The organism is Mesorhizobium sp. WSM4809, assembly GCF_055811655.1.
Genome location: NZ_JBVVQW010000004.1, coordinates 83,363 through 96,877 on the forward strand (window position 1 = coordinate 83,363; position 13,515 = coordinate 96,877).

The 13,515-nt window shown below is 61.2% G+C and carries 13 protein-coding genes; 5 read left to right on the forward strand and 8 right to left on the reverse strand.

Features of this window, described 5'->3' with window-relative positions; translation table 11 throughout:
* Positions 1–89: 89 nt before the first annotated feature.
* Both AC0L24_RS11645 and AC0L24_RS11650 read right to left on the reverse strand, forming a co-directional pair.
* Positions 90–1,355 carry a polysaccharide biosynthesis/export family protein gene (locus AC0L24_RS11645; RefSeq protein ID WP_164761652.1) on the reverse strand — a complete coding sequence of 422 codons (1,266 nt, stop codon included), beginning with the start codon at positions 1,353–1,355 and terminating at the stop codon, positions 90–92.
* A gap of 100 nt (positions 1,356–1,455) precedes the next feature.
* A complete protein-coding gene (locus AC0L24_RS11650; RefSeq protein ID WP_023811581.1) occupies positions 1,456–2,133 on the reverse strand; it encodes a sugar transferase in 678 nt (225 codons plus the stop codon).
* A gap of 601 nt (positions 2,134–2,734) precedes the next feature.
* Between AC0L24_RS11650 and AC0L24_RS11655 the strand changes: the two genes are divergently transcribed.
* Positions 2,735–3,010 (forward strand): hypothetical protein, encoded by a 276-nt coding sequence (locus tag AC0L24_RS11655; protein ID WP_023811582.1) that lies wholly within the window; start codon positions 2,735–2,737, stop codon positions 3,008–3,010.
* A gap of 97 nt (positions 3,011–3,107) precedes the next feature.
* Here the strand turns inward: AC0L24_RS11655 and AC0L24_RS11660 are convergent, their stop codons facing one another.
* The 6 genes from AC0L24_RS11660 to AC0L24_RS11685 form a co-directional block, all read right to left on the reverse strand.
* A complete protein-coding gene (locus tag AC0L24_RS11660; protein ID WP_127808151.1) occupies positions 3,108–4,952 on the reverse strand; it encodes an ABC transporter ATP-binding protein in 1,845 nt (614 codons plus the stop codon).
* 8 nt (positions 4,953–4,960) lie between these two features.
* Positions 4,961–5,884, reverse strand: coding sequence for a phosphoenolpyruvate carboxykinase (ATP) (locus tag AC0L24_RS11665; protein WP_473563726.1), 924 nt, complete (start codon positions 5,882–5,884; stop codon positions 4,961–4,963).
* A gap of 59 nt (positions 5,885–5,943) precedes the next feature.
* Positions 5,944–7,866: a lasso peptide isopeptide bond-forming cyclase gene (locus AC0L24_RS11670; protein WP_127808149.1), complete on the reverse strand. Its 1,923-nt coding sequence runs from the start codon at positions 7,864–7,866 to the stop codon at positions 5,944–5,946.
* Positions 7,863–8,426: a lasso peptide biosynthesis B2 protein gene (locus tag AC0L24_RS11675; protein ID WP_292631057.1), complete on the reverse strand. Its 564-nt coding sequence runs from the start codon at positions 8,424–8,426 to the stop codon at positions 7,863–7,865. Before AC0L24_RS11675 ends, AC0L24_RS11670 begins: the two co-directional genes overlap by 4 nt.
* Positions 8,410–8,724, reverse strand: a complete 315-nt coding sequence (locus AC0L24_RS11680; protein ID WP_127289880.1) for a PqqD family protein — start codon at positions 8,722–8,724, stop codon at positions 8,410–8,412. Before AC0L24_RS11680 ends, AC0L24_RS11675 begins: the two co-directional genes overlap by 17 nt.
* Positions 8,725–8,860: 136 nt before the next feature.
* On the reverse strand, positions 8,861–9,013 hold the full coding sequence (locus AC0L24_RS11685; RefSeq protein ID WP_013891488.1) for a lasso peptide: 153 nt from the start codon (positions 9,011–9,013) through the stop codon (positions 8,861–8,863).
* A gap of 504 nt (positions 9,014–9,517) precedes the next feature.
* On the opposite strand from AC0L24_RS11685, the gene AC0L24_RS11690 reads away from it, so the two are divergent.
* The 4 genes from AC0L24_RS11690 (at position 9,518) to exoK (ending at position 13,460) form a co-directional block, all read left to right on the forward strand.
* A complete protein-coding gene (locus tag AC0L24_RS11690) occupies positions 9,518–10,648 on the forward strand; it encodes a nucleotidyltransferase family protein (protein WP_127808147.1) in 1,131 nt (376 codons plus the stop codon).
* A gap of 95 nt (positions 10,649–10,743) precedes the next feature.
* Entirely contained in the window at positions 10,744–11,766 is a 1,023-nt protein-coding gene (locus AC0L24_RS11695) for a glycosyltransferase family 2 protein (RefSeq protein WP_127808146.1), read from the forward strand.
* A gap of 291 nt (positions 11,767–12,057) precedes the next feature.
* On the forward strand, positions 12,058–12,453 hold the full coding sequence (locus AC0L24_RS11700) for a single stranded DNA-binding domain-containing protein (RefSeq protein WP_127322326.1): 396 nt from the start codon (positions 12,058–12,060) through the stop codon (positions 12,451–12,453).
* Positions 12,454–12,602: 149 nt separating this feature from the next.
* The gene (gene exoK / locus AC0L24_RS11705; RefSeq protein ID WP_127808145.1) at positions 12,603–13,460 is read left to right on the forward strand and encodes an endo-1,3-1,4-beta-glycanase ExoK; all 858 of its coding nucleotides are present in this window, start codon (positions 12,603–12,605) and stop codon (positions 13,458–13,460) included.
* Positions 13,461–13,515: the final 55 nt, after the last annotated feature.

Below are 13,515 nucleotides of genomic sequence, written 5' to 3' on the forward strand. Positions count from 1 at the left end.
GGAGATGTTCAAACAACTGAGCCAGAGCCTCATCCCGATTTGTCGGGTGAGGCTCTGGCTCGAAACACTGGATCGTGTTGGAAGTCGGTCTACTGGCTGGCCAGCGGCGCCAGCTTGATCTTGATCACATCGCCAGGCAGCACCGGGGTTTCTTCCTTGGCGGCTATTTCGGTGGTCTTGCCGTCGACATTGCGCACCAGTGAATAGAGCAGGGTCGGCTGCTGATCATTTGTCATAGCGGCCGCCATCGCGGGATCGCTGGCCTGGGCTATCAGGCCTTTCTGCATGTTCACCTTCAACGCGGCCTCGTTCAGGTCGGCTTCGGTCTGCTGCCGGTCAGTGGCGAGACTTGAACTCAAGGTGTTCTGGGCATCGATAGCATCCTGCTTCGCCTTGCTGATCGCCTGCTTGGCGGTGAGGATGGCGGTTTCGTAGTCCAGGATCTTGCCCTGCAGGTCGGCCACGGACTGGCGCGAATCCAGCAGTCGGGCATTGGCGATCAGGCCTTTTTGCGCCAGCGGACCGATGCTGGCGAGTTGCTGCTGCGCCAAGTCGACCTGCTGCTGCTGATTGACGATCTTCTTCTGCAGCGACTCGATTTCAGATTCCAAAACCCCCTTCAGGTCGTCGAGCGCCTCGAGTTTCAGCTTCAGCGCCTTTTGGTCGGCCGTCAGAATCGTCATCTCGTCCGCCACGATGGCTGGCAGTCTCGGATCGCCCTCGACCTCCTTCGGCACGTCGAAACTCGCCTTGCCGGCCATATCCGCATCGATGCGGGCGCGCCTGACGATCAGTCGGATGCGCTGGTCGTCGGAGATGTCGAACATGCCCTTGGCGGTGACCAGGTCCTTGCCGAGCTGGGGGCCGTAATCGGCGTTGCGCCTGATGCCGCCGGCGACGCTGATCGCCTTCAACACCGTCAGGTCCGGGACATAAGGAAATTGGCCTGGGTTCTGGACTTCGCCCGAAATGTAGAAGGGCCGGAACTGCGCCATCTCGACCGAGGCTTCCGGTCGGTCCGACAAAGCGAGCTTTTTCTGCAGCGCCTCGCCGATCGCCGCCGCGATTTCGGACGTGGTCTTGCCGGATGCCGGCAACTCGCCGGCGAACGGCACCGACAGCGTACCGGATGGACCGACCGTGTACTCGCCATTCACCGCCGACCAGTCACGAAATGTGCCTTCGACTGTCTGCCATTCGGCGACGCGGATGGTGAGCTTGTCTTGCGAGCCGAGGCGATAGTCGCCGGCGGCGGCGATGTGCGGGACGACGAGCGCCATGGCAAGGCATGTGGCCAGCAAACGCGCCCGCCGCAGCCGGCCGGAATCCGGGCCGCTGCGAAAGGCTTCGAACAAATCTGTTTTCAACTCAACGTTCCGATCCGCTATAGCCCCATCGCCCGATGAGCTTGCGTCGAATGGCCGATGCCAATGTCTGGCATTGGCCACCGGCCGGTCAGTAAGAACCACGCGACATCCAGACGGCCGGGACGGTCTTGATGATGATGCGAACGTCCTCGAACAGCGACCAGTTCTCGACATAGTGGCGATCGAAGGCGACGCGGCTGTCATAGGACACATCGTTGCGGCCGCTGACTTGCCACAGGCCGGTCAGGCCCGGGCGGGATTTCAGGTAATAGACGGCGGACGTGCCATAGATCTCCAGCTCGTCGCGCACGACCGGACGAGGGCCGACAAGGCTCATGTCGCCCTGCAGGATGTTGATGATCTGCGGCAGCTCGTCGAGGCTGAGTTTCCTCAGCACAGCTCCGACACGGGTAACGCGCGGATCGTTCTTCAGCTTGCGGGTGGCGATCCATTCCGCGTTGGCGTCCGGGTTGGTGGCGAGATAGGTTGCCAATACCCTGTCGCCGTCCGGAACCATGGTGCGGAACTTCAGGCAAGGAAAAATCCGCCCGCCGCGTCCAATTCGCCTGTGACCGTAGAAAATCGAGCCGCCGTCGGAAAACTTGACCAGCAGCGCTATCATGACAAACAGCGGGCTGAGTGCGATCAGTCCAATCAGTGAACCGGCGATATCGAAGCTGCGTTTGAGCAAGCCGCCGATCGGTGGCGGAAAATCGATGTCAGCCTGCGAAAAGCTCGCCGTGGCCGACTTGGCAACGTCCCTCATGCCGTAAACTCCATGCGTTGAACGAATGGTTCAGCGCACGATACCAAAAAAATGTTGCAGCGCAACACACAATTTACCACCCCATTGAAATAGTCACGTCATGAATTGACTAAATAATAAGCTTGTCATGCACAAATTTCGGCGTATTTAGCACATTTGTGACAATAAATGGGCACGGCCGAAAAAATAGAGGCCTTTGTGGGGCGGTTTTTAGGCGGACCTACCTATTTGCCAAGGCAAGCTGCAAATTAGTGCTTTATCATGCCCTGATGCTTGGTGAAAACCGTATAAAATACTACTTAATATTGTCTATCTTACTGAAAAATGCCGAGGAGAGGAGATCGGCTTAGCTCCCGTTGCGTGCATTGCAGCATGGCAGAGTCGATCGCAAAAGCTCGATCAAAAATATCCGAAGTTGCCCTTGCCGCCTATTGCTCGCCTTAATAGAATTGCAAATTATACCTGTCACGGTGACGACAGGTGGAAAAGGCCGGAAGCAACCGGTCGAGAGTGGGCGACCTTAACAAGCCCACATGACAAGGGACGGCGCTCGGGTGGGGCAATCGTGATAATACCCGAGCCGGTTTATGGGCTGTTGGGTATGGCACTTCCAAAATTCATCCTCGGGATGATTTTCGCTCTGGCGATCGTCGTCGGCTGGTCCTGGCTGGGCGGAGCGTCGATAGGCACGATATTGGTGCGCGTCATCATCTGCGCCGTGATCATTCAGGCCGGCTATTTCGTGCTCATCTACACCATGATCGCCAGGAGCGCGCCGACGCCTGCCGACATAGCCCGTGACGCCGAGCGCAAACTGAACGCACCAGAGGTCGCCGAAAGCGAGAAGCTGGGCGGTGCCAGGCGCGGCCTGCATTGATGCAGATTGCTCAAACCTGCCCCCGGTTTGTAGGCATGCTTCGAAACAAGAGACTAGGCGCCGCGTGAATCGGTTTCGGCGCGTCTTGGTCGCCGGCTCACGCGACATCGGCGGGTTCGCCCTCTGACTGTTCCCCCGACAGCATCCTCGACAACCGGCTGCCGGTTTTTTCCTTCAGCCGCTGATATTGGCCGACCTCGACGATACGGCCGTTTTCCATCGCCACCACCCAGTCGGCGAAGGCAATCATCGACGGCCGGTGCGCGATGGTCAGGATCGTCATCGTGCCGCGCAATCCGTCGATCGACCTGGCGATCAGCGACTGGTTCTGCCAGTCGAGCGCGCTGGTCGCCTCGTCCAGGATGAGCAGTGACGGCTTGCGCAGCAGCGCGCGCGCGAGCGCGATGCGCTGGCGTTCGCCGCCCGAGAGCCGCACGCCGCGATCGCCGACCACCGTCTCGAGCCTGAGGTCGAGCCGTTCGACAAACTCGCCGGCGTGCGCCTGATGCAGCGCGGCCCACAGGTCGCCATCGCTGGCCCGTGGCGCGGCAAGGCGCAGGTTCGCCGCGATCGTGTCGTGCAGGAGGAACACGTCCTGCGGCACATAGGCCACCTGGTCGCGCCAGCGACGGCGATTGCTGGCATCAATCTCGACGCCGTCGACAAGCATCATGCCGGTGGTGGGCTCCAGCAGGCCAAGCAGCATATCGGCGATCGTGCTCTTGCCCGATCCGGACGGGCCGATCAGGGCGGTGACCTTGCCGGCCGGCAGGCCGAAGGTGATGCCGCTCACCACCACCTTGTCGCCAGCATCTCCATAGGCGAAGGAGACACCGCGAATATTCAATCCCGTATTGAGGGAGAGTGTCCCGGCGTCGGCGAACTCGGTATGGCCTGGTTCGCGTTCGGCATCGAAACGTGCCTGCAGGCTGCGCATTGCCGTAAAGGCGGGCAGGTTGATCAGCACTTGCTGGGCTTGCGTCTGCATGTCCATGAAGCGCGGCGCGATGCGCATGAAGACCAGGAGCAGGACGACGATCTCGGCCAGCGACAGGTTGAAGCGAACCAAAGCCACATAGATGAACAGGCTCAGGCCCACCACGCTCGCCACTTGGAATACCGCGGTGCCGATGGTGCTGTTGCGCACATAGTCGATGTTGTCGGCCTTCATCTTCTCAAGCGTCGACCGCAGCTGCGCGAAATAGCTGTCCTCAACGTTCAGGCTCTTGGCCACCTTGATGCCGCCGAGAAATTCCGAGACCGTCCGGTACTGATCCTGTCGATTGGCGGTCAGCACACGGCCGAAGGCAGTGGCCCGTGTCCGGAAGGGCTGCAGCGCCACGAACATCAGCATGCCGATGACGACGGCAAACAGCGTCATGACCGGCGAGATGAACATGGAAACCAGGAGATAGCCAGCCAGAAGAACGGCGATCTGCACCAGCATCAGCAGTGAGAACGCCGCGCCCTGGACGCGGTCGATGTCGCCGGTCAGGGCATGATCGAGGTCGGAACTGCGCATTCGGGTAAAAACGCCCCAGCGCGCCTTGCCGATGCTTTCGAACAGGTTCATGCGAACGCGGTTGACGAAATCGAACAGCAATTTGGCCATGTAGACCGACTTGAAGCGATTGAACGCCGCCTGCGCTGCAACAAGCCCGACCAGCATGCAAAGCACGGTCGTCAGTTGCAGCGTGCCGTCAGGCACCAGCCAGCGCACGAAATCATTGTTGGGCAGCCGAACAGCGAAATCCTGGTCGGCGCGTCCGACCAGATGCAGCAGCGGGATGAGTAGCAGGATGGAGATGCCCTCGGTCAGGCTGCCGAGGATGAGGAAGAAAAGCGCCGTCCATGTTCGCCGGCCGCCGATCCGGGCAATGGCGGCGCCGAATGCGGCAATTTCTCGAAACAGCGACAGGCGAAGGGTTGGGGACTTCGACATGGTTGCGCTCACGACCGCCGGCTGCCAGCCGACAGATCCTTTTCGATCAGCTCCACGGCTTCGCCGATCCTGTCCAGGCCCGTCGGGACTTCCAGCCGGTACACGCCGATATGGTTAGCAATCCATGAACATTGCTGAAGATGCGCCGCCGCGAAGTCGTCGGGGAGGGCCGCGCGGCCGAAGCGCGTCACATAGGAGAATTTGATGATGGCCGGCAGGGCGGCAATGGCGGGCAAGGGCGTGATGCCAGCCCTTTCGCCGCGCTCGAGGATATAGATCCTGGTCGCCGGCACCTTATCGCCCGAAAAGTCACCGTTCAGGCGATGCTGCATCTTGTCGATCGCCGGATGCACTTGCGGCCGCACTTCCGCTTCCCCGAGCGAGATCGCCGCCGCGGCGTCGGCCGCCAGCTTGATCTGCGGAAATCCCGGAACGGTCATTGGCTCACTCGGATTGGCGAGGTCCAGCGCCACCACATCATCGGTAAGCAGTCGATGCCCGGCCCGGATCATCGCACTTGCGGTCGTCGACTTGCCGGCACCCTTGTCACCCATGAAGATGGCGCTCGTGCCGGCGGCGGCGATGGCGCTGGCATGCAGGACAAGCAGGCCGCGCCGGTGCAAGAGCAGCGCCATGACCGGGCCGAGCAGCGGAAACGCCAGCAGCGCGTCGTCGACGCCGGGCGCCGGTTCAATGTCGATACGGTTGGAATCGGTGATCAGGAACGCGCCCACGGCATGCCAGGCCAGATATTGCCGGTCCGCCTCGAAGCGAAAGTCGGTCGCGGCTTCGGGCGCCGGCTTTGGCAGGTCGATCGCGCCGACGGCGATCACGACATCCGCCGCCCCGGGCGGCGCCGGCTGCAGTTCGGGCAACATCACCTCCGACGCGATGGTCAGACCATAGGCGCGGTAGAAGCGGCGTTCTCGCATGGCCCTGCCATGCGGACGGGGATTATCACTGTATGCGGCCATCGGCTCGTTGCGCGGCATCACGTGGGGCTCCCGCCGTGCTGGAGTTGCCGCAGCCAGAGCGACAGCGAGGCCGAGCGCCAGACATACTGGACATCCAGGGGGGCTGCCTGATCGGGCTGGCGCAGCAGTCGCGCATAGGCAGCACTCACTTGCGGCAGATTGACATAAGGCGCGATGCGGCCTGCATCCGAGACCAGCAGCTGTTCCAGGAGGTCGCGATGATTGCGCAGCATGCCGTTGACGAGATTGGCGGTGAAGTCGATCTTGTCGCGTCGCCACTGCACCGCCTCCGGCAATACGCCTTGCATGGCGCGACGCAGCACATAGCGACCAAAGCCGTGGCTCAGCTTCTCCTCGCCCGGCAATGCCAGGCAGAACTCGACCAGCGGCTTGTCCCAGAATGGGTATCGCGGCTCGACGCCGAAATTGGCGGCGGCCTTGTCGAGAACCTCGAAAGCATGCGGGACATAGCCGTTCGACAGGATCCAGCGATGGCTCAAGGCGTCGCTGGCCTGAACGCGGGGCGGCATATAGCCGGCCCGGTGAAACCGGTCGACAAGCTCGGTGCGCTTGGCAAGGTCCGGATTGATCAGGTCGCGCCAGCTTCGCGCGCGCTGCACGTGCGCGGGCTTGCGGATACTGTTCAGGGCACGGTTGGCCAGATGCCTCAGCTTGGCGATGCGCCAGGCCGGCCCGTAGAGGGTCAGGAACTGGAGATAAAGGCCAAGCGTGCTGTCGCCATAGGTATTGGAGGCGCTGCGGACCTCGCGCCACAGATCCATCCATCGGCCGCCATTCGCAAGCTCGTGCAGGTGACCATGGCCTTGGGAAACGACCTCGTCGCCGCCATGGCCGTCCAGTAGCACCTTGATGCCCTTGGCGCCGGCAGTCCGGTAGATACCGCGGGTGAGCGTCAGGCCCGGCGCCAGGAACATTCCTTCCTGTTCTTCCAGCACGCGTTCGAATTCGGCGAAAGGGGCATAGTTGCCGACCGGGATCAGTGTCGCGTCGACCTTCTGCTGGTCGAGAACGGCATCGATGAAGGGCCGCTCGTCCATCGGCGAGCCCTTCTCGAAAACCAGCGAGAAGGTCGGCAGCTTCGGCTTGCGCGCAGCGGCATTCTGCAGGCCGGCGACACAGGCGATAGATGAGGAATCGAGGCCGCCGCTCAACATTGCGCCGACTGCCGAGGTCCCTCGCATGCGGTTGCGCACCGATTGCGAGAAAAGATGGGCGAATTCCTCCGATGCATCCGACCGCAAGGGCCGCGCCGACGGCTCGATCTGCCAGTATCGACGCAACATCACCTGTTGCGCGGTGACGGTCAGGCTGTGGCGGGCCGGCAGGCTGAATATATCGCTGTAGGGGGTCGACTGCGGGTCGTCGGGAAGCCCGGCCAGGAAGCCGGAGATCTGGCGCTCGCTGACACGTGCGCGGATACCTTCGACCCCCAGGATCGGCCCGATCTCGGACGCGAAGGCAAAACGCCGGTCCGCCGCGTGGTAGTAGAACGGCTTGACGCCAAAATGATCGCGCGCGCAAAACAGCGATTGCCGCTCGTCATCCCAGATGGCGAACGCGAAATCGCCTTGCAGATGCTCCGGACAGGCTTCGCCCCAACGCAGATAGGCCCGCATCAGCACGATCGCGTCGGCCACCGACTGGTCGCGGATACCGAGCCTGGCTAGCAACTCGTCACGGTTGTCCAGCCGGCAATCGGCGGTGATGGCGAGCCGGTCGCCAGCCATCGACAAAGGGCCTGGACCGACCTCATCCGATGTGTTGAGCCAGGCGTGGCCAAGGGCGATGCTGGTGTCCAGCCACCATGAACCGCCGTCGGGACCGCGATGGCGCATGCGCGCCAGCATTTGCTGAATGTCTGCCGCCGCGACCGCCGGTGCGTGTGCTCCGCGCAGCAGGATTCCGGCGACGCCGCTCATCGGCTGCCGTGGTCGACGAGATGGGCGAAGCCGTCGACCGATCCGCCAAGCACGATATGGTTGTCGCTGACCAGCCAAGCATGTGCTTTCAACTGCTCGCCCGTACCACGTTCGATGCCGATGCGTATTGTCGATTCATTGCCTTGGCGGGCGAGAATATACTGGCCGGAGAGCGCCTGGGTCAGGCATGTCGCGTAAGGGACGAAACGGGCCGCGGCGGCAACACCCCAGGCGACACGCCGCAGTTCACCCATCGAGGCGCACTGCCGCGCGTCGAGCCGCGTCACCAGGCTGCGTACACGATTGTAGGACAGCAGCGTCAGCCCCAGCCGAACTGTCGCCACCACCAGCAGGCAATGGCCAAGGAAGATCATTTCCGAGCCGCTCAGGGAGAAAATCCTGACCAGCCCGTGCCGGCTTCCGCCGCGCTTCGACTGCTTGAAGCCTGTTTCCCTCGCAGGTTCCTGCCGTAAAGCCGTGGCCCGAGAAACCAGGGTCCGCGAAACTATGGCCTGCGAAACCAGCGCCTTGTGCTGGACCGGCTTAGACAAGTGCCTCATGATGCCGTCTCGCAAGCCCATTATCAGTCAGGCCCTTCAGCAATGCGTCGACATCGGCCTGGCAGCGCACCGGGTCGACATTATATCGCGCAAGCACGGCGCTGCGGATGTCGCCGATCGACCGGGGCTCCTGGATCAAATCCCAGATGAAGGCGCCGACGCCATTCAGGCTGTAGTAGACATTGGATTTGAGATTGAGCAGCGCCAAGCCATCGCCGAACTCGCAAGCCACGGCATCCTTGGTCGCACTCACGCTATCGTGGTCGGCCAGATCATGGTCGGATTGCTTCCAGTTCATCCCCGCACCTCACTGACAAAACGCTTCGACATCTCCGGTTGGCGCAGGAGAAGTCGGGAGGCTGGCCCCCCGACCCCTCTTACGTCTGCTTTTGAATCCAGAGTCCCAAAATGTCACTCTGGAACGGCTATAAGTCTCAGGAGAACGTCAGGTCGCCGATCGGCGTGTGCGCGGGGAACGATGCGTCGATCGCCGTGTTGCCGCCGCCACCCTGGGTGATGGTCTCAATCGAACCATGAACCGTCAGGCTTGGTGTCTCGTATTCATGCTTTTCAACATTCTGTTCCATTTTACTCTCCGATTTACTGGAAACGGCCTGTCGAGTGCCGTCAGCACTTTTATGCTGCAATGCAATAGCTGCACGGCAGCATTTATGAGTCAAGACTGTTTTACTTTCCGTTAATCAATTACGTTGCTGGCGTCAGGACATGAGCGGCCATGCCTAAAACTTGTCACTTTTTAGCCGATTCCTTGGGCATGATGGCAGCGCCTGTGCTGATTCTTTAAGCATATGATTTTGCTTGCATAAGTCGTTTGCTTTGTGCTTATTTTTAGGCTTCGCTAATGGAAGAATTTTCTGTTTGGAAAATTCGGCCGGGGATCGGCTAAAAGACTTGGTATTTCAGCCGCGGTTCTCACTTCTTTACGATGTGATCTCGATAGGCGCTTCGGTTGCAAAAATTCGCACTGCAAAAGGAAAGGCTTTACGGCATCGAGGTTTTTGGTGATGTTTGCTTCGCACATGCAGCATAAGTGTTCGCGCAAACCGCTTTCGTGGGAGATTGTGCGCTAAATGGCCTTGCCTGACGGCTCATACGAACGATTGCGCACCGCCGGCTGTGCCGACGAGGTGGCCTGCGTGCAGGCCTGCCTGCGATTGTATTTCGCCGGGCCGCACGCCGGCGCGGGCGACATTTCGATGCGTGATCTGGACGGTGCCAAAATTGCCGACATCGCCAGGCTGAACAAGGTCGCCACCTTTGTCCTCAAGGCCCTTTCGCGCGCACCCGCGCTTGAGAGGCCGCCTGAGCTTTTCCGATGGCTCGACACCTACCGCAGGAGGACGGTTTCGATGAACGCGTCCTGCATCATGGATTCCATGGCGGTCCATGATGTGCTGCGCGCCAGCGAGATCGATTTTGTTTTTCTGAAGGGTCCGTTCCAGCAGCAGCTTCTCTACGACGACCACTTCATGAAGCCGTCCGGCGATGTCGACATCCTGGTTTCGCCGCTCGGATTTTTCAGGGCGCGTGATGCGCTTCGCCAGATCGGTTATGAGGTATCAGGCAAGTCGAACTCCGTCTGGTGGGTCCGCTTCCTCGGCGAACAGCACATGACCCGGGACGACGGGCCGAGGTCGTCCACGGTAGATCTCCACTACCGCCTCCAGCAGCCCGGCTCGCCAAGCCCGCGCGACGCGGACGGGTTCCTGCGGCGCAAGCGACAGGTCGAAATCGCCGGTGCGACGGTGCCGTTCACCTCGGTGGCCGATACTTTGCTTTTGTCCTGCATCAGCGTCGCCAAGGCACTTTTCAACCGGGAACCCTGCGCGGGCTACGTCTGTGATATCGGTGCCAGCGCCGCCCGCCTCGACGAGGCGGATCAGCAGCGTTTGCTCGATGCCGCAACCGTGCAAGGTTTGGACGACACGCTGCTGCTTGGCCTGCGCGCCGCCGATGTGCTACTCGGCGGCGGTGGCACGCTGCTGTCGCAGCGCGCGACCAGGATCCTGTCGCGCATCGGCAATGAGGATCTGCTCAGCATGGTCATCGCGCCATGGCTGCCGTCGCTGCGGTGGCCACAGCGGCGAACGGTGCTGTGGGAACTGTGCGGCCGCGCGCCGGTCCGCTATCTGGCCGAAGCCGGTTGGGCGGCGTCCGCCGATATCAGCCGCCGCATCTTCGAGCGGCCGGGGAGTCGCTGAATGAAGGCAAATTGGGTGTTGATGGCAATTCTGTAGGGCATCGAAGGAGTATGGGGCGAGGGCAAATCGATATTACCTGTACGAGAGGCAAATCCATGTCGATGACGAAATCCGAGGTCTGCGTGATCATCGCGGCAAAAAACGCGGCAGCGACAATCGCCGTCGCCATCGCATCCGCGTTGCGCGAACCGGAAGTGGCGGAGGTCGTCGTTGTCGATGATGCCTCTACCGACCACACCGCCGATGTCGCACGATCCGCCGATGATGGCAGCGGGCGGCTCTCCGTGATGCGCCTCGATGTCAATCGCGGCCCCTCCTTTGCCCGCAACGCAGCCATCGCCGGCTCGAAATCGCCGTTCATCAGCATTCTTGATGCCGACGATTTTTTCCTCGAAGGCCGGTTTCGCAACCTGTTTGCCGGCGCCGATTGGGATTTCGCAGCCGACAACATCATGCTGATCAGGGATGATGCGACGGGCGACGCGACGAAAATCGTGGCGCCGCAATTTGCCGCCGATCCGGAATTCCTCGATTTCGAGCGCTTCGTCGAAGGCAACATCTCCAGGCGCCGCGTGCAGAGGGGCGAACTGGGCTTCTTGAAGCCGGTGATCAGCCGTGCCTTCCTCGACCGCCACGGGTTGAGCTACGACGAGAGCCTGCGGCTGGGCGAGGACTATGAACTCTACGCCCGCGCGGTCGCATGCGGGGCGCGGTTCAAGGTCATTCGCTCCTGCGGCTACGGCGCCGTCGTCCGCGCCGATTCTTTGAGCGGCCGCCACAAGACTCAGGACCTGAAGCGTTTGGCCGATGCGGATCTGGCGCTGCTGGCGATCGACAGTCTGCCGGAAGGCTCGAAGGCGGTGCTGCGGCGGCATGAACGGCACGTGCGCGACAAATATCGGCTGCGCAATTTCCTTGACGTCAAGGCTGAGCGGGGGCTGGCATCGGCCGCGGCTTACGCTTTCGCCAGCCTGTCCAACCTCGTCGCCATCGTCCAGGGCGTGGCTTCCGACAAGCTCGAGGCGCTGTTTCGTCGCGTCGGCCTTATGTCCAGCCAAAAGCCTGTGCCGCCGCTGCGCTTTCTGATGGCCGGAACCAGCACGGGCAAGGAACGCTGAGAGCGGACCCCGGTGCTTGCGATTTGTCCGCTCGCAGCACGTCATCACGCAAACCATTTCGGCCAGATTTATGAGTTTACGAATTGGGTGGTTGCCTCGCGGCTCCGACGATGGCAGTCTATGTTGCGGTGCAGCATAGTGGACGACCAGCCGAACTGGCCCCCGATCGGATTGGTCCGATGTCTCTCCCTCAAAAGGAGCAGGACAACGCAACACGAATTTTTTAGCCCCGGCTGCGGGGATCGGCCAGAAGCCCGGCCCACAAGCCGGCGATGACAGGAATCTGAGTTCATGGCCTCGATATTCGGTTTCAGATCAAGGGATCCGGCCCGCGACCGGCAGGCCGATGTTTCACGTCTTGATCGTCTGGCAAAGCTGTTCGAACAGATTGCGGCCGAGATCGAGGCCGAGAGAACCGGGCTTGAGAATCGCTACCGGACAACGTCGACCAACGCCGCCTTCCTGGTCGAAGCCATGGAAAACGGCTCAGCTTCCGACAAGCGGTCTTCGGAAGTCAGCGCACTGACACAGTCGATCCTGAATTGCGAACGCCGCATTGCGGCGCTGTCGCGCCAGGACGGCATGATGAAAGAGCTCCGTCATTCGCTGGATATGGTCTTCGACGAGGACGCCGATTCGGCCGCCTCGGCGGAATTCGCCTGGCCGGCAGGCGCCGGCAGAGGTTGAAACGTGAAGGCTCGGAACTGTTGCAACAGATTTGATGCAAGGCGGGAAGCAATCGAGAGGGTCACAGGGAAGGTCAAGGTTGGCCCGTTCAGGAGCGGTTCGCACGTCGACTTTGGGTTGGGGACACACAGCGCAAAGGTGAGTTTGATATGAAGTCGAATCCGAAACCTACGACGGCAATTGACGCGCCGCCTCTCGCATATCGGACCGGACAAGCCGCCTGGCGACGGCTGGGGTCGCTCGGTGCGTTGCTGCTGGCTGCTCTCGGCGGTTTCCTGGCAACCCCTTCCTACGCCCAGGAAATTCCGACATCGCCGTCCTTCGTCGATGATTTCAAAAGCTTCGATCGCGCGCGCTGGTATGTTTCCGACGGCTGGAACAACGGCAGCCATCAGAATTGCACCTGGTCGAAAGGCATGGTCGAACTGTCGAATAATGTGCTGTCGCTCGGCTTCGAAAAGCAGACGCTGAAGGATCGCGACTACGTCTGCGGCGAGATACAGACCAAGCAGCGCTTCGGCTACGGCACCTATGAGGCACGGCTGAAGACCGATACCGGCTCCGGCCTCAACGCGGCGTTCTTCACCTATATCGGTCCCAGCGACAAGCAGCCCTGGGACGAGATCGACTTCGAGGTGCTGACCAAGGACACTTCCAAGGTGCAGGTCAATGCCTATATCGCGGGCAAGGGCAAGAACGAGAAGCTGGTCGACGTGCCTGGCGGCACGGAGAACGCCTTCAACGACTACGCCTTCGTCTGGCAGAAGGACAGCTTGCGATGGTACGTCAACGGCCAGCTGGTGAACACGATTACCGACCCGGCGAAGCTGCCCAGCCATGCACAGAAGATATTCTTCAGCTTTTGGGGCAGCGATACGATGAAGGGTTGGATGGGAGCGTTCGCGGATCCGGGCCGCAAGCTTTCCCTGCAGATCGAGCGGGTTGCCTTCACGGCGCTCGGCGAACCCTGTCAATTTCCGGAATCGCTGGCATGCAGTGTAAAGTAGTTGGGAAAGTCGATTTGAACCGGCGGGACCGAAAACGGTCCGCTGCCTTGCATGG